The 23,616-nt window shown below is 68.3% G+C and carries 20 protein-coding genes; 10 read left to right on the top strand and 10 right to left on the bottom strand.

Going from position 1 to position 23,616, the window contains the following annotated elements; genetic code table 11:
• Positions 1–102: 102 nt before the first annotated feature.
• A complete protein-coding gene (locus tag C7H84_RS17100; RefSeq protein ID WP_121859988.1) occupies positions 103–2,466 on the top strand; it encodes a UvrD-helicase domain-containing protein in 2,364 nt (787 codons plus the stop codon).
• Complete coding sequence (locus tag C7H84_RS17105; RefSeq protein WP_121859875.1) at positions 2,463–3,260, top strand: 5'-methylthioadenosine/adenosylhomocysteine nucleosidase; 798 nt, start codon at positions 2,463–2,465, stop codon at positions 3,258–3,260. The genes C7H84_RS17100 and C7H84_RS17105 overlap by 4 nt, the downstream gene beginning before the upstream one ends.
• A gap of 66 nt (positions 3,261–3,326) precedes the next feature.
• On the opposite strand, the gene C7H84_RS17110 is transcribed toward C7H84_RS17105, so the two are convergent.
• Positions 3,327–4,562 carry an MFS transporter gene (locus C7H84_RS17110; protein ID WP_121859876.1) on the bottom strand — a complete coding sequence of 412 codons (1,236 nt, stop codon included), beginning with the start codon at positions 4,560–4,562 and terminating at the stop codon, positions 3,327–3,329.
• Between the two features lie 414 nt (positions 4,563–4,976).
• Between C7H84_RS17110 and C7H84_RS17115 the strand changes: the two genes are divergently transcribed.
• Both C7H84_RS17115 and C7H84_RS17120 read left to right on the top strand, forming a co-directional pair.
• Positions 4,977–6,647 carry a methyl-accepting chemotaxis protein gene (locus C7H84_RS17115; protein WP_121859877.1) on the top strand — a complete coding sequence of 557 codons (1,671 nt, stop codon included), beginning with the start codon at positions 4,977–4,979 and terminating at the stop codon, positions 6,645–6,647.
• A 205-nt stretch (positions 6,648–6,852) separates the two neighbouring features.
• Positions 6,853–7,881, top strand: coding sequence for an EpsG family protein (locus tag C7H84_RS17120; RefSeq protein WP_162999295.1), 1,029 nt, complete (start codon positions 6,853–6,855; stop codon positions 7,879–7,881).
• Between the two features lie 36 nt (positions 7,882–7,917).
• On the opposite strand, the gene C7H84_RS17125 is transcribed toward C7H84_RS17120, so the two are convergent.
• From C7H84_RS17125 to C7H84_RS17140, 4 genes are read right to left on the bottom strand one after another with little or no spacing between them, the layout of a single operon-like run.
• Complete coding sequence (locus C7H84_RS17125) at positions 7,918–8,793, bottom strand: HlyD family secretion protein (RefSeq protein WP_121859879.1); 876 nt, start codon at positions 8,791–8,793, stop codon at positions 7,918–7,920.
• A 12-nt stretch (positions 8,794–8,805) separates the two neighbouring features.
• Positions 8,806–9,009 carry a DUF1656 domain-containing protein gene (locus tag C7H84_RS17130; RefSeq protein WP_121859880.1) on the bottom strand — a complete coding sequence of 68 codons (204 nt, stop codon included), beginning with the start codon at positions 9,007–9,009 and terminating at the stop codon, positions 8,806–8,808.
• Positions 9,006–11,207 carry an FUSC family protein gene (locus C7H84_RS17135; RefSeq protein WP_121859881.1) on the bottom strand — a complete coding sequence of 734 codons (2,202 nt, stop codon included), beginning with the start codon at positions 11,205–11,207 and terminating at the stop codon, positions 9,006–9,008. Before C7H84_RS17135 ends, C7H84_RS17130 begins: the two co-directional genes overlap by 4 nt.
• A gap of 15 nt (positions 11,208–11,222) precedes the next feature.
• On the bottom strand, positions 11,223–12,875 hold the full coding sequence (locus C7H84_RS17140; protein WP_121859882.1) for an efflux transporter outer membrane subunit: 1,653 nt from the start codon (positions 12,873–12,875) through the stop codon (positions 11,223–11,225).
• Positions 12,876–13,032: 157 nt separating this feature from the next.
• Between C7H84_RS17140 and C7H84_RS17150 the strand changes: the two genes are divergently transcribed.
• Both C7H84_RS17150 and C7H84_RS36415 read left to right on the top strand, forming a co-directional pair.
• Entirely contained in the window at positions 13,033–13,974 is a 942-nt protein-coding gene (locus C7H84_RS17150) for a LysR family transcriptional regulator (protein WP_121859883.1), read from the top strand.
• Positions 13,975–14,098: 124 nt separating this feature from the next.
• Complete coding sequence (locus tag C7H84_RS36415; protein ID WP_162999296.1) at positions 14,099–14,263, top strand: hypothetical protein; 165 nt, start codon at positions 14,099–14,101, stop codon at positions 14,261–14,263.
• An 88-nt stretch (positions 14,264–14,351) separates the two neighbouring features.
• Here C7H84_RS36415 and C7H84_RS17155 read toward each other — a convergent pair whose 3' ends face one another.
• Genes C7H84_RS17155 through wrbA form a run of 4 tightly spaced genes read right to left on the bottom strand, consistent with a single transcriptional unit; the run spans position 14,352 to position 17,664 of the window.
• Complete coding sequence (locus tag C7H84_RS17155) at positions 14,352–15,179, bottom strand: metallophosphoesterase (RefSeq protein WP_121859884.1); 828 nt, start codon at positions 15,177–15,179, stop codon at positions 14,352–14,354.
• Between the two features lie 25 nt (positions 15,180–15,204).
• Positions 15,205–16,626 (bottom strand): FAD-binding oxidoreductase, encoded by a 1,422-nt coding sequence (locus C7H84_RS17160; protein WP_121859885.1) that lies wholly within the window; start codon positions 16,624–16,626, stop codon positions 15,205–15,207.
• A 20-nt stretch (positions 16,627–16,646) separates the two neighbouring features.
• Positions 16,647–16,991 (bottom strand): DUF2069 domain-containing protein, encoded by a 345-nt coding sequence (locus C7H84_RS17165; RefSeq protein WP_121859989.1) that lies wholly within the window; start codon positions 16,989–16,991, stop codon positions 16,647–16,649.
• A 43-nt stretch (positions 16,992–17,034) separates the two neighbouring features.
• The gene (gene wrbA, locus C7H84_RS17170) at positions 17,035–17,664 is read right to left on the bottom strand and encodes an NAD(P)H:quinone oxidoreductase (protein ID WP_121859886.1); all 630 of its coding nucleotides are present in this window, start codon (positions 17,662–17,664) and stop codon (positions 17,035–17,037) included.
• 144 nt (positions 17,665–17,808) lie between these two features.
• Here wrbA and C7H84_RS17175 point away from each other — a divergent pair, with 144 nt between their 5' ends.
• Positions 17,809–19,140, top strand: a complete 1,332-nt coding sequence (locus C7H84_RS17175; protein ID WP_121859887.1) for a YihY family inner membrane protein — start codon at positions 17,809–17,811, stop codon at positions 19,138–19,140.
• Between the two features lie 17 nt (positions 19,141–19,157).
• Here the strand turns inward: C7H84_RS17175 and C7H84_RS17180 are convergent, their stop codons facing one another.
• Positions 19,158–19,475, bottom strand: coding sequence for an Mpo1-like protein (locus C7H84_RS17180; RefSeq protein ID WP_121859888.1), 318 nt, complete (start codon positions 19,473–19,475; stop codon positions 19,158–19,160).
• A gap of 158 nt (positions 19,476–19,633) precedes the next feature.
• On the opposite strand from C7H84_RS17180, the gene C7H84_RS17185 reads away from it, so the two are divergent.
• The 3 genes from C7H84_RS17185 (at position 19,634) to aroC (ending at position 23,562) form a co-directional block, all read left to right on the top strand.
• Positions 19,634–20,089, top strand: a complete 456-nt coding sequence (locus C7H84_RS17185; RefSeq protein WP_006488504.1) for a CBS domain-containing protein — start codon at positions 19,634–19,636, stop codon at positions 20,087–20,089.
• Between the two features lie 142 nt (positions 20,090–20,231).
• On the top strand, positions 20,232–22,166 hold the full coding sequence (locus C7H84_RS17190) for an MFS transporter (protein WP_121859889.1): 1,935 nt from the start codon (positions 20,232–20,234) through the stop codon (positions 22,164–22,166).
• 295 nt (positions 22,167–22,461) lie between these two features.
• Positions 22,462–23,562, top strand: coding sequence for a chorismate synthase (aroC, locus tag C7H84_RS17195; RefSeq protein WP_121859990.1), 1,101 nt, complete (start codon positions 22,462–22,464; stop codon positions 23,560–23,562).
• The last annotated feature ends 54 nt before the right edge of the window (positions 23,563–23,616 follow it).

Genomic DNA, 23,616 nt, shown 5'->3' on the forward strand with positions numbered 1-23,616 from the left:
AGCGGCGCTGCGGCGGTGGGGCACCGAACGGAGGGAAACGGCATCGCGCCGCCGACTTATAATGGCGGGTCCGCATTTTTCTCGCCCGTCCGCTGCCGCTCCATGCCCGATCTGCTCGCCAATCTGAACCCTGAACAATACGCCGCCGTCACGTTGCCGAACGAACCGGCGCTGATCCTCGCGGGGGCGGGCAGCGGCAAGACCCGCGTGCTGATCACCCGCATCGCGTGGCTGATCCAGCAGGGCTATGCGTCGCCGCCCACCGTGCTCGCCGTCACCTTCACGAACAAGGCCGCGCGCGAAATGATGGCGCGCCTGTCGGCGATGATGCCGATCGACACGCGCGGGATGTGGATCGGCACGTTCCACGGGCTGTGCAACCGGATGCTGCGCGCGCACTACCGCGACGCCGGCCTGCCGCAGAGCTTCCAGATCCTCGATACGGCCGACCAGCTGTCCGCGATCAAGCGGTTGATGAAGGCGGCGAACGTCGACGACGAGAAATACCCGCCGAAGAACGTCCAGTACTTCATCAACAACGCGAAGGAGCAGGGGCTGCGTCCCGACAAGGTCGACGCGTCCGACAACTTCAACCGCAAGTTCGTCGAGCTGTACCAGGCGTACGACCAGCAGTGCCAGCGCGAGGGCGTGGTCGACTTCCCCGAGCTGCTGCTGCGCTGCTACGAGCTGCTCGCGTACAACGCGCCGCTGCGCGCGCACTACCAGGCGCGCTTCAAGCACATCCTCGTCGACGAGTTCCAGGACACCAACAAGCTGCAGTACGCGTGGCTCAAGATGCTCGCCGGCGCCCAGAACGCGATCTTCGCGGTCGGCGACGACGATCAGTCGATCTACGCGTTCCGCGGCGCGAACGTCGGCAACATGCGCGACTTCGAAGACGAATTCCGCGTGCGCAACCTGATCAAGCTCGAGCAGAACTACCGGTCGCACGGCAACATCCTCGATGCGGCCAACCAGCTGATCTCGAACAACTCGCACCGCCTCGGCAAGAACCTGCGCACCGACGCCGGCCACGGCGAGCCCGTGCGCGTGTACGAGGCGAGCACCGACGCGCAGGAAGCCGGCTGGATCGTCGAGGAGATCCGCTCGCTGATCAACACCGGGATGTCGCGCAGCGAAGTCGCCGTCCTGTATCGCAGCAACGCGCAGTCGCGCGCGATCGAGCACACGCTGATGACGTCGGGCATTCCGTATCGCGTGTACGGCGGCCTGCGCTTCTTCGAGCGCCAGGAAGTGAAGCACGCGCTGGCCTACCTGCGCCTGATCGACAACCCGAACGACGACACCGCGTTCGCGCGGGTGGTGAATTTCCCGACGCGCGGGATCGGCGCGCGCTCGATCGAGCAGCTGGCAGACGCCGCGCGCCTGTACGACTGCTCGATGGCCGCCGCGATCCCGTATGTGACCGGCAAGGCCGGCTCGAGCCTCGGCGCGTTCGCGACCTTGATCGCGAAGATGCGCGCCGAGACGCAGCAGATGAGCCTGCCGGAGACGGTCGAGTACGTCGTGCGCGCGAGCGGCCTCGCCGATTTCTACCAGGGTGAGCGCGAAGGCCAGGATCGCCTCGAGAACTTGCAGGAACTCGTGAACGCGGCCACCGCGTTCGTCGGCGAGGAAGGCTACGGGCTTGACGCGCCGGCCCGCTCGATTCCGCTGCGCGGGGGCGCCACCGCCGCACCGGAGCTCGGTGTGGACGCAGGCGATGCGTCGGTCGACGTGCTCGATCCGGCACCGCTCGGCGACCCCGCGCAGAACCCCGACACGATGACGCCGCTCGCGGGCTTCCTGTCGCACGCGTCGCTCGAAGCCGGCGACAACCAGGCGCAGGCCGGCCAGGACGCCGTACAGCTGATGACGGTGCACGCGGCGAAGGGCCTCGAATTCTCGGCGGTGTTCATCACCGGCCTCGAGGAAGGGCTGTTCCCGCACGAGAACAGCGTGCTCGAATCGGACGGCCTCGAGGAAGAACGCCGCCTGATGTACGTCGCGATCACGCGCGCGAAGGAGCGGCTCTACCTGTCGTTCGCGCAGAGCCGGATGCTGCACGGCCAGACGCGCTACAACGTGCGCTCGCGCTTCTTCGACGAATTGCCGGAGCACGTGCTGAAGTGGCTGACGCCGAAGGTCGAGGCCGGCTCGCGGTGGGGCGGCCGTTCGGACAACGCCGGCTGGGGGCGCGACTGGTTCGGCCGGCCGGGCGGCGGCAGTCGCGAGCAGGTGGTCGATGCAGCGGTGTCCGCGCCGCTGCCGGCGTTCGCGAACAAGCAGCGCGCGGCCGACACCGGCTTCCGCGTCGGCCAGCAGGTCTTCCATACCAAGTTTGGCGAGGGCACGGTCACCGCGCTCGAGGGCAATGGTGCCGATGCGAAGGCGCAGGTGAAGTTCAAGCGGCACGGCGAGAAGTGGCTGGCACTGGCGGTCGCGAAACTGCAGGCGGTGGAATGATGAGCATCGACATGGTTGAAACGGTATCGACGCGTCCGCTCGGCATTCTCGCCGCGCTGCCCGAGGAGCTTGGCGACCTGATCGCCGCGATGCGCGCCGAGGGCGCGATGAAGACGGTCACGTTCGGCCGCCGCGATTACCACCTCGGCACCGTGCACGGCGCGGCCTGCGTCGTCACGCTCGCGCGGGTCGGCAAGGTCGCGGCCGCCGCGACGGTAAGCGCGCTGATCCATGTGTTCGGCGTGTCCGGCGTCGTGTTCACCGGGGTGGCCGGCGGCGTGGCGCGCTCCGTGCGCGTCGGCGACGTCGTCGTTGCCGATACGCTGCTGCAGCACGACCTCGATGCGTCGCCGCTGTTTCCGCGCTACGAGGTGCCGCTGCTCGGCATCACGCGGTTCGCGACCGACGCAGAACTGACGGCCCGCCTGAAGGCGGCCTGCACGCTGTTCGTCGCCGAGGAGGGCGCGCAGTTCGCCGAGCGCTTCGGGCTGGCCGGCGCGACGCTGCACGGCGGGCTGATCATCAGCGGCGACCGCTTCGTGTCGAGCGAGCACGAAGTCGTCACATTGCGAGACGCGCTGCCGGACGCGCTCGCGGTCGAGATGGAAGGCGCGGCGATCGCGCAGGTGTGCGCCGAACACGACGTACCGTTCGCGCTCGTGCGCACCATCTCCGACACGGCCGACGATCACGCGACGCAGTCGTTCTCGCACTTCCTGTCGGCGATCGCGAGCAGCTATTCGTCGGGCATCCTCAAGCGCTTCCTGACGCTGCATGCGACGACGGCGGCCTGAAGCCGCCGCCATCCATTCCCTTCCAGTCGATCGACCGGCCGCGGCACGCGTGCCGCGGCCGGTGCGTCACGCGTGCTTGCGCCGGCTGCTTTCGAGGTTCGGCAGGAATACCGTCAGCACGCCGATCAGCGGCAGGAACGAGCACACCTTGTAGACGAACGCGATGCTCGTCGCGTCCGCCAGTTGGCCGAGCACGGCCGCGCCCACGCCGCCCAGGCCGAACGCGAAGCCGAAGAACAGGCCCGCGACCATCCCGACCTTGCCGGGCATCAGCTCCGTCGCATAGACGAGGATCGCGGCGAATGCCGACGCCAGCACGATGCCGATGATCACGCTCAGCACGCTCGTCCAGAACAGGTTTGCGTACGGCAGCAGCAGCGTGAACGGCGCGACGCCGAGGATCGACACCCAGATCACGTACTTGCGGCCGATCCGGTCGCCGACCGGGCCGCCGATCAGCGTGCCGGCCGCCACGGCCGCGAGGAACACGAACAGGTGGATCTGCGCGGCCTGCACCGACAGGTGGAACTTGTCGATCAGATAGAACGTGAAATAGCTGTTGATGCTCGCGAGGTAGAAGTACTTCGAGAACACCAGCAGCACCAGCACGCCGATCGCGGCGAGCACGCGGCCCTGCGACAGCGTCGGGTGGCCGGCCGGTGCCGCTTTCTTCTTCATCGACGGATGCTTCTTGTACCAGTGGCCGATCTGCGTGAGCACGACCATCGCGACGAGCGCGGCCGCCGAGAACCACGCGATGCTGTGCTGTCCGTGCGGGATGATCACCAGCGCCGCGAGCAGCGGCCCGAGCGCCGAGCCGGCGTTGCCGCCGACCTGGAACAGCGACTGCGCGAGCCCGTGCTGGCCGCCCGACGCCATCCGCGCGACGCGCGACGATTCCGGATGGAACACCGACGAACCACAGCCGACCAGCGCGGCCGCCACCAGCAGCGTCGGGAAATTCTGCGCGGCCGACATCAGCAGCAGCCCCGCGAGCGTGAAGCCCATCCCGACCGGCAGCGAATACGGCTTCGGCCGCTTGTCCGTGTACAGGCCGATGAGCGGCTGCAGCAGCGACGCGGTGATCTGGTAGGTCAGCGTGATCAGGCCGATCTGCGCGAACGACAGCGCGAACTGGCTCTTGAGCATCGGATAGATCGCGAGGATCAACGACTGGATCATGTCGTTGAGCATGTGCGAGAAGCTGATCGCGCCGAGCACCGGATACACGGTGCGCGGCGCGGATGGTGCGGACGGCTGGGCGGCGGCGGTGCCTGCGCCCGTATCGAGGCGGGTTTGCATGTGAGCTGAGCGAGTTGAGGTGGCCGGGACGCGCTCTGAGGGGATCGGCGCGTTCGAATCGTTGTTGCGTCAAAGAAGTGTAATGTGGCGTATTGAGAATGTCAGGCCAAGTTTTGTCGCGATTCGGACATTGCTGGCGACGCGCGGCCGGCAAATCGGCCATTACGCCCGTTTTTGGCCGGGTATAACGCTGGCTGTGAGTCCGCTGTCAGCGGGTCGCGCCGGGCCGGATGCGTGTTTGTCCGGACTCAAGGAATGCCGGCGGTTGCCGTAGAAACGCAAAGTCAACACAGGCGCGCCGCGCCCGGCCCCGGTCACGAGCCGGACGGACGCAGGACGCGCGGCACGGGCAGCCATCGCGAAGCCCGTCGGAACCGACCTTTCCGGCGGCGTGCTCAATACGGGGATATATCGATGAAAGCAGCATCATTGCATCCGCAGCCGGTTGCGGCCGGCGTCGCCTCCAACCCGGCCGTCAAGCCCGGCCGTCGTCCGCGCGCAGCCCGGCGCGAGCGCCGGCCGTGGACCGTCAAGGCGACGTTGCGCGCCGCGTTCGCGATCCTGCTGGTCGGCACGCTCGCGATCGGCGTGTTTTCGCTGTGGCAGATCAGCCGGCTGAACGCGTCGATCGCGTCGGTCTACGAGCAGGGGCACGTCGCGAGCCGGGCCGCCGAGGAGGTGCGCGCCGAGGTGCTGCGGGCGAGCCGCGCGCAGAAGATGCTGTTGACCGCAACGACCGCGAAGGAGCGCGACGACCTGGGCGCCGAAGTCGGTGCGGGGCTCGCGTCGATCGGGCAGGCGCTCGCGACGCTGCAGCGTTACGCGGATCCGGCCGATGCGGACGATTCCGCGCGGCTGCGCGCATTCTCGATGGCGGTCGGCACGTGGAGCGGCCATCTGCGTGATTTCGTCACGCTCGTGCAGGCGCAGCCGCTCGACCTGTCGCAAATGAACTGGCAGGTCGGCACGCAGGACGTATCGTTGCTGGTCGAGACGGGCAAGCTCGAGAAGCTCGTCGCGATGCTCGTGAAGACGCGCGGCGCGAAGTCGAAGGCGACGCTCGATGCGTCCGCCACGATCTTCTCGTCGTCGTTCGCGATGATCGCGGCGATGACGGCCGCGCTGATCGTGCTGGCGATCGCGATCGCCGAGCGCGTCGTGCGCCGCCTCGCCTCGCAACTCGGCGGCGAGCCGGCGGATGCGAAGGCGATTGCCGCCGACATCGCGCGCGGCGACCTGACGCGGCCGATTCCGCTCGCCCGGCACGACCGCGACAGCATGGTGCGCGCGCTGTCCGACATGCAGACCGGGCTCGCGGCGACCGTCGGTGAGATCGCCGTCAGCGCCGAGGCGATCGCGGCCGCGTCCGGCGAGATTTCGACCGGCAACCTCGACCTGTCGCGGCGCACCGAGCAGCAGGCCGTCGCGCTCGAGCGCACCGCGGCCAGCATGGAGGAGCTCACGTCGACCGTGCGGCAGAACGCCGAAAACGCGCGGCAGGCGAGCACGCTCGCGGCCAATGCGTCGGCGGTCGCGGAAGCGGGCGGCGAAGTGGTCGGTCGCGTGGTCGCGACCATGAGCGAGATCGACGACAGCGCGAAGAACATTCGCGACATCATCGGCACGATCGAGGGGATCGCGTTCCAGACCAACATTCTCGCGCTGAACGCGGCGGTCGAGGCCGCGCGTGCGGGCGAACAGGGGCGCGGCTTTTCGGTGGTGGCGGGCGAGGTGCGGCTGCTCGCGCAGCGCTCGGCGACCGCGGCGAAGGAGATCCGCGAGCTGATCGGCTCGTCGGTCGAGCGCGTCGCCAACGGCGCGGCGCTCGCGCACGATGCGGGCCGCACGATGGACGACGTGGTGCGGGCGGTCAAGCGCGTGACGGACATCATCGGCGAGATCTCCGCCGCATCAGACGAGCAGAGCGCGGGGATCGACGAGATCGGCCGCGCGGTCACGCAGATGGATGCCGGCACGCAGCAGAATGCGGCGCTCGTCGAACAGGCGGCGGCCGCGGCGAACGCGCTGGACGAACAGGCTCAGGCGCTCAAGTCGCTGGTGGGGCGCTTCCGCCTGGCGGCCTGACAGTCGCGCCTTATCGCTGCGTCGCGGGCTGGCCCTTCGCGACGCACGCCGGCCGCTGGCCGCCGGGTACAACCAATCGATGACAAAACCCGACGGTCGGCCCGCGCGCAATCGCTTACAATGCGCGACCACACACATGGGGCCAGAACCCGCGGCGCATGGACGCCGAATCGCGGTGCAATCGCACACCGAGCGGGTCGAGACAATGACATTGACCATTTACCTGACGGGGTACCTGTGCATGCTCGCGTCCGCCGCGATCGGCATGCGCATGCGCGTGGTTGCGTGGCGCTGGCTGGCGGCAGGCATCGCGCCGGCCGCCGCCTTCGCGTTGCTGCGAGGCCGGACGGGCACCGACACCGCGGTCTACCAGGACATCATCGCCGGCATCTGGGCCGGCAACCTGAAGGTCGTGCCGCGCACGCTCGAACCGGGCTTCGTGTGGCTCGTGCGCGCGCTCGAATGGCTCGGGCACGATCCGCGCATCGCGACGGCGGTCCTGACGCTGCTGGTCGTCGTCGCGTGTGTCGCCGCGTTCGGCCGCAGCGCCGACGATGCGTGCGTGTTCGCGACGCTGATTTTTCCGCTGTTCTTCTACGACATGGCCATGAGCGGCCTGCGCTACGGCGTCGCGTTCTGCATCGCGAAGCTCGCGTCGGACGCGTGGGCGCGCAGGCGGCACGGCGTGTCGGTCGCATTCACGGTCGCGGCGACCGGCATGCATGTGTCCGCGGTGCTGCTCGTCGTGCTGCTGCAGGTCCGACGGTTGCGCAGGCTGCGCTATGCGGGGCTGGCTGTCGCGATCGGCGGCGTGCTGTTCGCGATGCATCACGAGGCGCTGCTTGCGAAGGTCGGCCTCTATGCGGCGTTCACGCCGCCCACGCAGATGTCGGGTGGCGCGCCGCTCGTGCTCGCGCTGCTGACGCTCGCGGCCGGATGGGTGCTGTTGGCACGCATGCCGCGCACGCTCGTGTTCCTGTTCGTCTGCGAGATCGCGAGCTTCGCGCTCGCGCGGGTCAGCTACGCGGGGCTGCGTTTCCAGTGGCTCGTGCTGTTCGCGATGAGCTGCGTGTTCGTGCCGTTGCTGCAGGTGCCGACCATCCGGCGTCGGCACGTGGTCGTCACGATGGCCGTGATCGGCGCGATCGGCTTCGCAATGCGAACGCGCAACATGCTCGGCGAATACGGGCTCGGCCCGTCGCCGTTCCTGCCTTACCGGTTCTTCTGGGAATGACGCGGCCGGGCGGGGCGCCACCCGGCCGGATCGCCATCATGATTTCTTCTGCTGGTCCGGGTCGATGATGACCGTGCAAGTCGTGCCCGCCGACAGCACCACGTCGGCCGGCACTTCGTCGATCCGGATGCGCACCGGCACGCGTTGCGCGAGGCGCACCCAGTTGAAGGTCGGGTTCACGTCGGCGACGAGGTCGCGGCTTTGCGGGTTGTCGCGATCGTAGATGCCGCGCGAGATGCTCTCGACGTGGCCCTTCATCACGCCGCCGCTCATCAGCCGCATTTCGGCCGGTGCGCCGACCTTCACGCGCGGCAGCTTGGTTTCCTCGAAGTAGCCGTAGACCCAGAACGAATGGCTGTCGACGATCGCGAGCTTCGCCTGGCCGGCCACCGCGTAGTTGCCCTTGAACGTCTGCAGGTTCGTGACGTAGCCGTCGACCGGCGCGACCACGCGCGTGCGTTCCAGGTTGAGCTTCGCGGCGTCGAGCGCGGCGATCGCCTGCTGGTACTGCGCATCGGCGCTCGACGCGCTGTGCGCCGCGTTCTCGCGGTTTTCCTTCGACACGACGAGCGCATCGAGGTCGGCGCGGCGGGCCGCGTCGTCGCGGCGCATCTGCAGTTCCGCGCGGCGGGCGGCCACGGCCGCCTGCGCCTGCTCGACCGCGATCTGGTAGTGCGACGGGTCGATCTGCATGATCAGGTCGCCCTTTTTCACGAGCTGGTTGTCATGCACGGGCAGCTCGACGATCGCGCCCGACACGTCGGGTGCGACGTTGACGATCTCGGCACGGACGCGCCCGTCGCGCGTCCACGGATCGTCCATGTAGTGCACCCACAGCGAGCGCCCGATCAGGATCGCGACGAGAAGGATGACGGCGGTCGCGACGAAGCCGAAGAGTTTTCTGAGAATCATGATGGTTCGGGATCAACGGTAAACGGCAAGACTCAGTCCGCCGCAAATGCAGACGAGAAGGCACGCGCGGAACAGCGACGGGTGCCAGACTAGGCGATAGAGGCCCGTGTAGGCGAGCAGGCGATCGACGGCCCAGGTCGCCAGCCCGCCCAGCACGAACATCAGGACGACCGTGGGCATGTAGGCATCGAGAATGGCGATTTCACGCGGCATCATGACGAGGCTCCTTGTTGGGGACGCACGGGGCGATTGCGATTGAGCGGCTCGAGCGGCGACTCCGGATCGAGCAGCGCCGTGCGTACGAAATGCAGATGGCTCAGGATGCGCTGCAGCCGGTGGCGCTCGTCGCGCGACGGCGTGACCGCATCGAGCGTCTGACGCGTCGCTTCGATCGCGGTGTTGACCGCGGCAAGCGTCGCGTCGAAGCGTGCCGCGTTCGGCTTGCTGAACAGCGCGGACAGCGCGGTGCGCATCGTTTCGATCGCGCGTCGCCACGGCGTCGCCGGCGCATAGCGCGGGTCGGACGGCAGCGTTGCCAGCTCGGCGCGCAGGTCGAGCGCCGCGTTGCCGGTTTCCAGCACCGCGAACATCCAGCGCAGCGCGTCGCGCTGCACGTCGGGCTGGTCGGCCGACAGCGTGTGCGCCTGGTACATCAGGTCGCGCGCGCCGCTTTCGAAGCGCGTGCGCAGGCCGGCGAGCCGCGCGTGGCACGCCGCGACCACCTGGTGGCGCAGGTCGGCGAACAGCCGCTTCTTGAGCCACGGTGCGGTCGGCGGGAACAGCACCGCGAACGCGATCGCCGACACCAGCATCGACAGCACGAGCGCGAGCGCATCGTTCATGAAGCTCGTCGGGTCGTAGTGCGTGATGTTGTCCGGACCGGCGAGGAAACAGAAGAAGATCAGGTAGCCCATTCCGTAGCCCGCGAGCTTCGGCTTCAGCGTCATGTAGATGCCGATCGCGAGCAGCGGCGCGAGCGCCACGCACAGCAGCGGGAAGCCGTCGATGTGCGGGTAGATGCCGAACGTCAGCAGGAAACCCGTGCACACGGCCAGCGCCGTGCCCATGCCCATCTGCGCGGACATCGCGGTCGGGCGCGGCGTCGACGATGCGAGCGCGCAGGTCGCCGCCGCGGTCAGCGTCATCGTCACGCCGCTCGGCCACGCGGTCGCGATCCAGAACCCGCCGAGCACGAGGATCACGGTCGCGGTGCGAATCGCGGCGATCACCATCGCGGTCACGTTGGTGCGCGGCTCGTAGCGCTCGATCCAGCGTTCGCGCTCGTGGGTCGCGGTCGACAGCGACGCGTACGTCGCCGCGTATTCGTGCAGGTCCGTGATGAAGCGGTACAGCAGCTCGGCGGCCGTGTCGAAGTCGAGCAGCGGGAAATCCGGCTGCGTTTCGAGCGTGCTGCGCGTCGCGCGAATGCGGCGCGGCAGCGCGTCGCGCCATGCGAGCAGCTGTTCGGCCGCGTGCGCGGCATCGGCCGATGAGCGTACCGGCTCGCCGTTGCGCGTCAGAAGCGGCGCAATCTCGCGGAAGTACGGCTCGATCGCATCGATCGCCGCCTGCGCGCCGGCCGCGCGCAGCCGGTTCATCAGCTGGTGCAGCGCGTGGAAGCGGCTCGATACGCTCATGAATTCGCTGTTCAGCCGCGCGAGACGGCCGCTGCGCATCCGCGTGTCCGGATCCTCGAACACGGCCATGCTGCGTGCCGCTTCGAAGCCCACCACGTCCGCGACGAAACGCGTATGGATCGATTCGATGCGCGCGCGGTCGAGCTGGCCCGACAGCGCCGCCGCGACGTAGTCGACGAAGCTGCCGAAGCGCTTGCGCACCGTCGTGCGCATCTGCTCGCCGGTGTATTGCGGAAACACCAGCGCGCTGACCACGCCGGCCGACACGATCCCGACCATGATTTCGGCGACCCGCGTCATTGCGCTCATGAACGCGCCGTCCGGGTGTTGCGATGCCGGCAGCCCGATCAGCGCGGTCGTATAGCCCGCGAGCAGGAAGCCGTAGCTGCGGAAGTTGCGGTTACGGGCGGCGCCGGCCGTGCACAGCGCGACCCACAGCGCGACGGCCAGCAGGAACAGTTGCGGCTGCTGCGGGAACAGCCCGACGAACGCGAGCGTCGCGATCAGCCCGAAGATCGTGCCGGCGACCCGGTAGAAGCTCTTCGCGAGCACGGCACCGCTTTGCGGCTGCATCACGATGAACACGGTCGTCATCGCTGTCTTCGGCGCGGGCAGGTCGAGCCGCATCGACACGCCGGTCGCGATGAACGCGGCGAGCAGCGCCTTGAACAGATAGAGCCACGCGGCACCGTCGCTGCGGGCCCAGTCGCCGAACGCGGCGTACCAGGCCGCGAGCGGGCCGCCGGCATGCGTGGAAGCGGGGGAGGAGGCTGACATGGCGGTCGCTCCGGGTTACCGTGCGAGCGGCGTGGCGGTCGCCGCGGTCGCTGCGACCGGCGCGGGCCGGGCGGCGGCCGCGCGGGGCTTCGCTCCCGAGGCGGCGGCCGGCGCAGCGGCACCAGCACCAGCACCAGCACCGCCGGCACGAGCAGGGGCAGGGGCAGCGGAGACACCGGCACCCGCGGCGACTTCGTCATGCGGAGCGTGGCCGCCCGGCACGTCCTGCGCCGGTTCGACGCCGCCACCAAGCGCGGCCATCAGCTGCGCGTGCGCGGCGAGGCGTACCGCGTCGATGCGGGCAGCCGTCTCCTGCGCGCGCAACAGCTGCTGTTGCGCGACCAGCACGTTCACGTAATCGGTCAGCCCGCGACGGAAGCCTTCGCGCGACAGCTGATAGCTGCGGTCGTTGGCCGCCACCGAGCGCGCGGCGTCCTTCTTCTGCGTGTCGAGCGAGCGGATCCGCACGACTTGGTCGGCGATGTCCTTGAGCGCGCCGACCACCGTCTGGTTGTAGCGCTCGACCGCCTGGTCATAGCCGGCGTCGGCCGCGCCGAGCTGCGCGCGCAGGCGCCCGCCTTCGAAGATCGGCAGCGACAGCGCGGGGCCGGCCGTCCAGCCGCCGTTCATCGCGCGCAGGAAGTCGGTGAACGGCGCGGTCACGCCGAAGCCGCCGACGGTCGCGAGCAGGTCGATGTTCGGGTAGAACGCGGCTTTCGCGACATCGATGCCGCGCGCCTGCGCGTCGACCGTCCAGCGGGCCGCGACGACGTCCGGGCGGCGGCCGAGCAGGTCGGCCGGCAGCGCGGACGGCAGGCCGGCCGGCGCGTCGAGCGACAGGCTCGGACGCTTGATCGCATCGCCGGCGCCCGGACCCTTGCCCGCGAGCGCGGCAAGTTGGTGGCGCGCGAGCTGGATCGCTTCTTCATAGCTGTCGATCTGGCGCTCGTAGTCGGGCAGCGTCGATTCGGCCTGGCTCACTTCGAGCTGCGTGCCGAGGCCGGCCTGCAGGCGCTTGCGCGCGAGATCGGCCAGCGAGCGCTGGCGTTCGAACGTTTCGTGCGCGAGGTCGAGCAGCGCGTAGTTCATCGACATGCCGACATACGCGCGCACGACGTTGACCTCGAGCTCGAGCTTCGCCGCCCGTGCGTCGGCCGCGGTCGCATGCGCGGTATCGAGCGCGCGCTCGGTCGCGTTCTTGTCCTTGCCCCACAGGTCGAGGTGGTACGACAGGCCGAGCGTGCCGGTGTTGTTCCAGGTGTCGGTGTCGGCGAGCGGCCCCGGGCCGTAGTACACGTTGTCGGGCCAGTGCTGGCGCATCAGGGACAGGTTGCCGTTGATCTGCGGCAGCTCCGCCGAGCGGGCCACGCGCGCCATCGCCTGCGCTTCGCGCACGCGGGCCTCGGCGGCCGCCAGGCTCGGGTTGCCGGCCTGCGCGGCGGCGATCCACGTGTCGAGCTGCGGATCGCGGTATGCGCGCCACCAGTCCGACGCGGGCCAGCCCGCATCGCGGTCGGCCGCGCGGATGGCAGCCCCGGCGTCGAGCGCATTCGCTTCGATCCGGGCGGACTGCGGCTTGTTGTCGCCCATGCTCGCGCACCCGGCCATTATTAATGAGACTGCAAGAACCGCCAGTGCCAGCGTCCCTTTTGTTGCCGGAGACCGCACGATTTTCTCCCTTTCGGATATAGATGAGTCGGAGGCGATTATATTTTTCAGCGATTCCTGAATAAACGGACAACGGTGCAAGTCATTTTTACGAATCCTGAGATAATATTTGTTGGCCCCTGTGCAACAATCCCTGCGGATTCAAACGGGTATTGGGATGGATACGCTACAAAACATGCGGGTTTTCGTCCGCGTGGTCGACGCGGGAAGCTTTACCGCGGCCGCCCAGCAGATGAATTCGACTACCGCCTACGCATCGCGCGCCGTGTCGGACCTGGAAGCGCATCTGCGCACGCGCCTGCTGAACCGGACCACACGCCGGATCGCGCTCACCGAAGCGGGCGAGCGCTACCTGCAGCGCTGCGAGCAGATCCTCGCGTACGTCGACCAGGCCGAGGCCGAGGCGGGCGACGCGCACGCGCGCCCGTCGGGCAAGCTGAAGGTCCACTGCTTCACGAGCCTCGGGCAGCACTACCTGGTGCCTGCCATCGCGCGCTACCGGCAGCGCTATCCGGACGTGCACGTCGAGCTGACGCTCGCGCAACGGATGCCCGACCTGCTCGACGAGGGGTACGACGTCGCGATCGTCGTCGGCCGCGACCTGCCCGATTCGGGGCTCGTGTCGCAGCGGCTCGGCGAGAGCTACAGCGTCGTGTGCGCGTCGCCGGCTTATGTCGACGCCCACGGCCTGCCGCAGACGCCGGCCGATCTCGAGCAGCACGTGTGTCTCGGGATGGTCGCGCCCGGTTTTCACTTCGACCAGTGGGCGCTGTCGGGGCCGCGCGGCGACGAGGTGATTCCGATCACGGCGCCGCCGTTCCGCGTGAATGTCGCCGAGGCGCTCGCGGTGGCCGTGCGGGAAGGGATGGGGATCGGCGGGTTGCCGCTCTATTCGGCGATCGGCGGGCTGCGCAGCGGTCAGATCGTGCGCGTGATGCCCGAGTACCGGTCGCACGTGATGAACATCTACGCGCTGTATCCGTCGCGCCAGTACCTCGACGCGAAAATCCGCACCTGGGTCGATTTCCTGCGCGACGAGTTGCCGGCCACTCTGGAGGCCGACGAAGCCGCGCTCGCGCAGTTCACGGCTGCGACATGAGGGCGCGGTTGCGCCGGATCTGACGAGATTTGTCGTTCGCGCAACATTTCTTTACCATCGAACGGCAGACTGTTTGATACTGTTCAAACATTGAGATTTGGATCTGCCTACACCCGGAGCCGCAATGGATACGCAACTGATGATCGGCCTTGGAATTCTGCTTGGTGCGGCTGCCGCCGCCGCGGCGACGCGCGATCTGCTGCGCGCGAAGGCGCGGATGAAGCCGGTGCCGGCACGGGTTCGTCCGTCGTCGAATCCGTCGCACGGCTCGCGCCGCGCCGATCGCTGAGTTCCTGATCGGGCGGCATGCCCGATCGTCGAGGGCCGCATCGCGCGGCCCGCTGGCCTGTTCGTCCGTTGATCCGTTGACCCGGCGCTCAGCCGAGCTCGACCACTTTGTCCCACGCAAACGCGGGATTTTCCAGGTCCCCGGTGCGCCGGTGGATGTAGCCGCGCGGATTGCAAACCACCCGCGTGCCGCTGTCGGTCACGTAATCGAATGAAGTATGCGTATGGCCGTGGATCCACAGGTCCACGGGCGGCCGCACGAGTTCCGCCAGGTCCGTGACGAATCCCGCCGACGCCAGGTCTTCCGCATAACGGTCCGCCAGCGAGCGCAGGTGCGGCGCATGATGGGTGACGACGATCGTCCGCCCCGCGAACGGCGTCGCGAGCCGGGCTTCCAGCCACGCGCGGCTGTGCCGGTGCAGCGCGATCGCGTCGGCTGGCGCAAAATCCCGCTCCGGCGCCTGCGCCGCATGCAGTGCCGCCTCGTGCGGCCACGTCACCTGGATCAATCCCTTGAAATCGAGCATCACGCGCTGGCCGGCGTCGATCGCGCGCGCGACGCTCGCGTCGTCGGCGCCGAACAGCGAGAAATCGGCCCACAGCGTCGTGCCCAGCACGCGAAAGCGCTGCGCCGGGTCGACGTACACGCCGTTGTTCAGGTAATGCACGTGGTCGATCGCATGCGCGGCGTCGCGCATCGCGGTTTCGAGCGCGCCGAATTCCCCGTCGTAATACTCGTGATTGCCCGGCACATAGACAACCGGCACGTCCGGGTCGAACGTTTCCGCCGCCCAGCGCAGGCCTTCCGCGTGATTGTGGATGTCGCCGGCCAGCACGACGAGATCGGCATCGGCATGCGGGATCGTGTCGGGCTGGTTGCTCTCGAGATGAAGGTCGGACAGCACGCGAACTCTCATGGACATCGCTCCGGGGTGGGTGGCGTCAGCGCAGGACCTTGCCGGGATTCATCAAGCCGCGCGGATCGAGCGCGGTCTTCAGCGTGCGCATCAGCGCCGTTTCGACCGGCGACTTGTAGCGCTGCGCATCGTCGATCTTCAGCTGGCCGATCCCGTGTTCCGCGCTGATCGTGCCGTGATGACGATGCACGTTGTCGTAGACGATGCGATTGACGGGCTCCTGGAATGCCGCGAGGAACGCCTTCGGATCGCCGCCTTCGGGCGTCTGCACGTTGTAGTGCAGGTTGCCGTCGCCCAGATGCCCGAACGTGACCATCCGCGCGCCGGGTGCGGCCTGCTGGATCGCCGCGTCGGTTTCGTCGATGAAGCGCGCGATCGACGAGATCGGCACCGCGATGTCGTGCTTGATGTTGAGCCCTTCGTCGGCCTGCGCGAGCGGGATGTGTTCGCGCAGGTCCCAGAACGCGCGCGACTGCGCGAGATTTTCCGCGACCACCGCGTCGACCACGAGCCCGGCCTCGAACGCCTCTTCCATCAGCTTCTCGAACAGCGCGCGCGCATGCGTGTCGCTCTCGTTGTCCGACAGTTCGAGCAGCACCGTCTGCGCATGCGTGCGATCGAACGGGTAGCGCAGCTGCGGATAGTGCTTGCCGACGAGCTGCATGCAGAAGTCCGACATCAGCTCGAAACCCGTCAGCAGCGGGCCGGCCGCGCGCTGCGCGAGCGCGAGGAAGTCAAGCGCCGCATGCGGCGACTCGAGCGCGGCCAGCGCGGTGACCTGCGCGGCCGGCAGCGGATGCAGCTTCATCACGGCGGCCGTGATGATCCCGAGCGTGCCTTCCGCGCCGATGAACAGGTCGCGCAGGTCGTAGCCGGTGTTGTCCTTGCGCAATCCGCGCAGGCCGTCCCAGATTTCGCCCTGCGGCGTGACGACCTCGAGCCCGAGGCACAGCTCGCGGGCGTTGCCGTAGCGCAGCACCGCGGTGCCGCCCGCGTTGGTCGACAGGTTGCCGCCGATCGTGCAGCTGCCTTCGGCGGCGAGACTCAGCGCGAACAGCCGGCCGCCTTCGCGGGCGCGCGCCTGCACGTCGGCGAGGATCACGCCGGCTTCGACGGTGATCGTGTTGTTGTGCGGATCGAGCGCGCGCACGCGGTTCAGGCGCGCGAGGCTCAGCACGGCCTGGCCGCCGCTCGGGTCGGGCGTCGCGCCGCCGGCGAGGCCCGTGTTGCCGCCTTGCGGCACGAGCGCGACGCCATGCGTGTTCGCGAGCCGGACGACGGCGGCGACCTCGGCTGTATCGGCCGGTTTCAGCACCGCGCACGCGCTGCCGTGGTAGCGGCGGCGCCAGTCGGTCAGGAACGGCGCGGTGTCGTGCGGATCGGTCAGCACGTAGGGGGCGCCGAGCGCGTCGCGGCAGGCGGATACGAAGGCTTCGGAGGAAATCATCACGTTCGGTCGCGTAAGGGTCAGGACGCCGCGCGCTGCTTCTTGGCCGCGCGCTTGAACGGCGCGACGTACGCCAGCGCGGCGACGAAGAAGCCGACGGCAAGCGCGGTCTCGCCCCAGCCGAGCGTCGCGGACAACCCGCGGTCCGACATGCCGCGCACGATGCCTTCGGCGAAATAGACGAGGATCAGCATGCTTGCCCACTGCATCGTATAAATGTTACGCCGCCAGACGCCCGGCAGCGCGAGTGCGAGCGGCACGGCCTTGAGCATCAGCGCGGAGCCGCCCGGGCGCAGCGGCGCGAGCCACAGTTCCCACGCGAGCGACAGCGCGATCAGCGCGACCAGGCACGCGGCGGCGGCCAGCGCGTACTGCGCACGGGCCGCGACGGGGGGCGGGCGGGCGCGTTCATGCGGCCCCGGCGGTCTGCGCTGCCTGGGCGTCGGCCAGCGCCGCCGCCGCGCGTGCGAGCCGCACGCCGAGCGCGGCCGCGAGGGCCTTTTCGTCCGCCGACAGTCCGGCGGCCGCGTTGCGATCGTGCTGCGACACGTGCGACGCGCCATACGGCGTGCCGCCGGTGCGCGTCGTGCTGAGCGCGGATTCCGTGTAAGGGATCCCGACGATCATCATCCCGTGATGCAGCAGCGGCAGCATCATCGATAGCAAGGTCGATTCCTGGCCGCCGTGCAGGCTGCCCGTCGATGTGAACACGCACGCCGGCTTGCCGGTCAGCGCGCCGGACAACCACTGCGGCGTCGTGCCGTCGAGGAAATACTTGAGCGAGGCGGCCATGTTGCCGAACCGGGTCGGCGAGCCGAGCGCGAGGCCCGCGCATTCCTCGAGATCGCGCAGTTCCGCATACGGCGGGCCGTCGTCGGGGATGTCGGACGCGGTGGCTTCGCAGACCGTCGAGACCGACGGCACGGTGCGGATGCGCGCCTGCATGCCGGGCACGCTGTCGATGCCGTTCGCGATCGCGAGCGCGAGATCGCGGGTTGCGCCGTGGCGGCTGTAATAGAGGACGAGAATGTCTTTCATGGGCGGCGGAGCCGCGTGCGGCCGCGCGCATGCCCGGTGCAGTCGGCCCCTGCTGGATCGAGCGGCTATTATAGGGGCTGAAGTCGTCGCGCAGCGCGGCGGCGGCGCGCCGTCGGGCGCGCGGCATCGAGAAGGAGAAGCCGTTTGCCGAAGTTGAGCGTCGATCTCGACACCATCAAGCGCCTCGCGCAGTTCGCGGCCCGGCGCAGCGCCGAGGATCGCATCCCGCAAGTGGCGGGCAGCCTCACGTTCACGACGATGCTGGCACTCGTGCCGCTCGTCACGGTCGCGTTCGCGCTGTTCACCGCATTCCCGATGTTCGCGTCGTTCCAGATCTCGCTGCAGGGGTTCCTCGCGGATCACCTGATGCCCGCGCAGTTCAACGTCCAGATCTTCAAGTACCTGAACCAGTTCGCGTCGAAGGCCAAGGGGCTGACGACGGCCGGCCTGATCGTGCTGGTCGTCACGTCGGTGATGACGATGATGACGATCGAATCCGCGTTCAACCTGATCTGGCGCGTGCGCAAGCCGCGGCCGTTCGCGCAGCGCGTGCTCGCGTACTGGGCGCTGATCACGCTTGGGCCCTTGCTGTTCGGCGTGAGCCTGTCGATCTCGTCGTATCTGTTTACGCAGTCGCTGGCGTTCACCGGCGCCGCGCCGTCGACGTCGATCGTCGAGTGGCTGCTCGCGCTCGCATCGCTGCCGCTGACCGTGCTCGCGTTCACGCTGCTGTACGTGTACCTGCCGAACTGCACGGTCGCGTGGCGCGACGCGGTGATCGGCGGCCTGTTCGCGGCCATCGCGTTCGAGCTCGCGAAGCGCGGCTTCGGCTATTACGTGCGGCGCATTCCGACCTATACGGCCGTCTACGGCGCGTTCGCGGCGCTGCCGGTGTTCCTGCTGTGGGTGTATCTGAGCTGGTTCATCGCGCTGCTCGGCGCGATGGTCGCGTCCGCGCTGCCGGCGATCCGCGTCGGCCAGTTCCATCGCATCCACTATCCGGGCAGCGACCTGCTCGATGCGCTCGAATTGCTCGCGCGGCTCGCCGAGGCACGCGCGATCGGCAAGGCGGGCTATCCCGCGATACGGCTCGCGACCATGCTGCGCTGCGACATGGAAACCGCGCAGCGGCTGCTGCTGACGATGGAGGAGCGCGAATGGATCGCGCGGCTGGACAACGGCGAGCTCGCGCCGCGTTACATCCTGCTGGCGAACCCGGAGCAGCTGACGCTCGCGCAACTGTTCGACGTGCTGGTGATCGATCGCACCGAGCTGACCTACCAGCTGCAGCGCCGCGGCAGCCACGTCGAAGGCGCGGCGCTGCTCGAGGTGCTGTCGAACGACCGGTTCGACGTATCGCTCGCGTCGCTGATCGCCGCGCACCGGCTGACCGGCGCGCAGCCGGACGCGCCTGAGCACGGCGAGATGGCGGACGGCGCGCCCGACCCGCACGCGCGGCCGCCGAAAACGGCGTGATGCGTGGCGGGCCGGCGTTACAGCGGAATCTTGCCGGTGCAGATGTCCTTGAACATCACCCAGTCGCCCATCAGGCTGTAGACCGGGTGCCGGAACGTGGCGGGGCGGTTCTTCTCGAAGAAGAAGTGTCCGACCCACGCGAATCCGTAACCGCACACGACGGCGGCCGGCAGCCACAGCCAATAGCCCGTCGCGATCGCCATCGCGACGCAGCCGATCACGCCGAGCGAGCCGATGAAATGCAGCCGCCGCGACGTGAGGTTCTGGTGTTCGTTCAGGTAGTACGGATAGAAATCAGCGAAGCTGGCGAATTGCTCCGTATGCGTATGCGCCATGGCCGTCTCCTCGGGCCGCCGTTCATGCGGTCATTGTGCGGCGGGCGGCCGGTGTCCGCAAGCGGGGCGGCCGCGCCGCGCGGGGCCTGAGCTTTCCTTTTGACAGGCTTTCCGATACGATCGAAAGCGGATTTGCATTCAAGCATGAGGGGACTACGATGCGCGTCAGCGATATTCTGAAAGTGAAGGGCAACACGCTGTTTACGGTGACGCCCGATAAGCCGCTGCGCGAAGCGGTCGATACGATGGCCGAACACGATATCGGTTCGCTCGTCGTGATGGAGTACGGCGATCTCGTCGGGATGCTGACGTTCCGCGAAATCATCCTGCGCCTGCACGTGAACGGCGGCGCGATCGGCGACGTCCAGGTGCGCAAGGTGATGGACGAGCCGCTCACCTGCACGCCCGAAACCGACGTCAACGAAGTGCGCCGGATGATGCTCGAGCGCCACGCGCGCTACATGCCGGTGCTCGACAAGAAGGTGCTGATGGGCGTCATTTCGTTCTACGACGTCGCGAAGACGGTCGTCGAGGCGCAGAGCTTCGAGAACCGGATGCTGAAGGCGTACATCCGCGACTGGCCGGAATCGGAAGCCGAAGCGCACAAGCCGTGACACGCATCGCGCCCGTTGCCATGACGCGCGGGCGCTGCCATCCGGCGCACGGCGGCGCAGGTTCAGCCTGCGCCGCCGTTTTTTCAACAACAACACAACGAGGCCCGCGCAGCTTCGCCCAGACGATGCGCGCGTATTCCGCATGAGCGATCACACGCAAGTCTCTTCCGCGTCGCGCGGCGAACGGCGCGCCCACGCGTCCCAGTTCGACCTGTTGCGCCAGCGTCGTTTCGCACCGTTCTTCACGACGCAGTTCCTGGGTGCGCTGAACGACAACGTGTTCAAGATCGGCTTCACGTCGCTCGTCACCTATCACACAGCGCGCTTCTCCGGCGTCGATGCGAAGACGGCCGCGTTCCTGATTTCCGCGATCTTCATCCTGCCGTTCGTGCTGTTCTCGGCCACTTCCGGCCAGATCGCCGACAAATACGACAAGGCGACGCTCACGCGCTTCGTGAAGACCTTCGAGATCGCGCTGATGCTGGTCGGCGCGGCCGGTTTCGTCACGCACAGCGCGACGCTGCTGTATCTGTGCACGTTCATGATGGGGATGCACTCGACGCTGTTCGGCCCCGTCAAGTATTCATACCTGCCGCAGCATCTCGGCGATCATGAACTCGTCGGCGGCAACGGGCTCGTCGAGATGGGCACGTTCATCGCGATCCTGATCGGCACGATCATCGGCGGCGCGGCCGCCGGCATCGAAGGCGGCGGCGAGCGCGTGCTCGCCGTGAGCGTCGTCGTTATCGCGATCGCGGGGCGGCTCGTCGCGCAGCGCGTGCCGCCGACGCCGGCGCCGCAGCCCGATCTCGTGATCAACTGGAACCCGTTCAGCGAGACGTGGCGCAACCTCGGGCTCGCGCGGCAGAACCGTACCGTGTTCCTGAGCCTGCTCGGCATTTCGTGGCTGTGGTTCGTCGGCGCGACGTTCCTCACGTCGTTCTTCAATTTCGCGAAGGACGTGCTGTCCGCGAGCCCCGATGTCGTCACGGTCCTGCTCGCGACGTTCTCGGTCGGCATTGGCCTCGGCTCGCTGCTGTGCGAGCGGCTGTCGCAGCGGCGCGTCGAGATCGGCCTCGTGCCGCTCGGCTCGATCGGCATCAGCGTGTTCGCGATCGAGCTGTATTTCGCGAGCCGCTCGCTGCCGTCGCCCGGCCATCTGCTGTCGGTCGGCGAATTCCTCGCCGGCGCGCGCCACTGGCGCATCCTGGCCGACCTGTTCCTGCTCGCGATGTTCGGCGGGTTCTACAGCGTGCCGCTGTATGCGCTGATCCAGAGCCGCAGCGCGCCGACCCACCGTGCGCGGATCATCGCCGCGAACAACATCCTGAACGCGCTGTTCATGATCCTGTCGGCGCTGATGGCGATGGGGCTGACCAAGGCCGGCGTCGACATCCCGGGCCTGTTCCTCGTCACCGCGCTGCTGAATGTCGTCGTCGCCACGTATATCTACCTGCTCGTCCCCGAGTTCCTGCTGCGCTTCGTCGCATGGGTGCTCGTGCACACGTTCTACCGGATCCGTCTCGTGCATGCGGAGCGGATTCCGGAAGAGGGCGCGGCCGTGCTGGTGTGCAACCACGTGAGCTATGTCGATGCGCTCGTGCTGGCTGCCGCGAGCCCGCGGCCGATCCGCTTCGTGATGGATCACCGGATCTTCAAGACGCGCTTCGCGAGCTGGGTGTTCCGGCATGCGAAGGCGATCCCGATCGCACCGCGCCACGAGGATCCCGAGATGCTCGCGCGCGCGTACGACGCATGCGAGGCCGCGCTGAAGGACGGCGAGCTCGTGTGCATCTTCCCCGAAGGCAAGCTGACCAAGACGGGCGACATCAACACGTTCCACCACGGCATCACGGAGATCCTCGGCCGCACGCCGGCGCCCGTGATTCCGATGGCGCTGCGCGGGCTGTGGGGTAGCTATTTTTCGCGTCATGCCGATGCGCGCATGCCGCGCCCCATCAAGCGCGGCGTGATGAGCCGGCTGACGCTCGCGGTCGGCGAGCCGATGCCGCCGTCAGTCGCGACGCCCGAGGTGCTGCAGGCGGCGGTGACCGAACTGCGCGGCGCGCGGAAGTAGGAGGGGCGGGCCCGGCGCGGGATGATCGATTCGCGCACCGGGCCGGGGTGACGGCTTCGAATCGACTGGTCCCCAACGCGATGCCGCGGGCCAGCGATCGCCGCACCAGCCTCGCACGTACCCCATCTGCCCCTATCCGCGACCAGTCCGCGTGGTCTGAACGGTTCACACGGCCCGCGTGCCCGGGACGGCTGGCATAATAGCGGTTTACCTTTTTTCTCGACCGGCAAACGAGCGGCCTGCCTGCGGCCCGGCAGCGCGTCGGTTCGGTCATTTCTCTTTGGGCGGTTCCATCATGTCCGGCAATACCCTCGGCACGCTTTTCACTGTCACGACCTTCGGCGAATCGCACGGTCCCGCGATCGGCTGCGTGATCGACGGCTGCCCGCCGGGAATGGGCCTGACCGAAGCCGACATCCAGGTCGAGCTCGATCGCCGCAAGCCCGGCACGTCGCGGCACGTGACGCAGCGCCAGGAGGCCGACGAGGTCGAGATCCTGTCGGGCGTGTTCGAAGGCGTGACCACCGGCACGCCGATCGCGCTGCTGATCCGCAACACCGACCAGCGCAGCAAGGATTACGGCAACATCGTCGAGACGTTCCGTCCCGGCCATGCCGACTACACCTACTGGCAGAAATACGGCATCCGCGATTACCGCGGCGGCGGCCGTTCGTCCGCGCGCCTGACCGCGCCGATCGTCGGCGCGGGTGCGGTCGCGAAGAAGTGGCTGCGCGAGCGCTTCGGCGTCGAGGTGCGCGGCTACATGAGCGGCCTGGGCGAAATCGACGTGCCGTTCGTCGACTGGTCGTACGTGCGCGAGAACCCGTTCTTCTCGCCGAACGCGGCGATCGTTCCGGAGCTGGAAGCCTACATGGACGCGCTGCGCAAGGACGGCGATTCGATCGGCGCGCGCATCGACGTCGTCGCGTCGGGCGTGCCGGTCGGCTGGGGCGAGCCGGTGTTCGACCGGCTCGACGCGGACATCGCGAAGGCGATGATGAGCATCAACGCGGTGAAGGGCGTCGAGATCGGCGCGGGCTTCGACAGCGTCGCGCAGCGCGGCTCGGTGCACGGCGACGAACTGACGCCGGCCGGCTTCGTCGGCAACCACGCGGGCGGCGTGCTCGGCGGGATTTCGACCGGGCAGGACATCACCGTGTCGATCGCGATCAAGCCGACATCGAGCATCCGCACGCCGCGCCGTTCGATCACGAAGGCAGGCGAAGAGGCGACGGTGGAAACCTTCGGCCGCCATGACCCGTGCGTCGGCATCCGCGCGACGCCGATCGCCGAGTCGATGCTCGCGCTGGTGCTGATCGACCATGCGCTGCGCCATCGCGCGCAGTGCGGCGACGTCGAGACGTCGACGCCGAAGATCGGCGGCAGCGCGACCTGATCGCGATCCGCGCGGGCCGGCAAGCGCCGGCCCGACCGATACGCGTGCACGATA

It is taken from the genome of Burkholderia sp. Nafp2/4-1b (genome assembly GCF_003635165.1).
Taxonomy (GTDB): domain Bacteria; phylum Pseudomonadota; class Gammaproteobacteria; order Burkholderiales; family Burkholderiaceae; genus Burkholderia.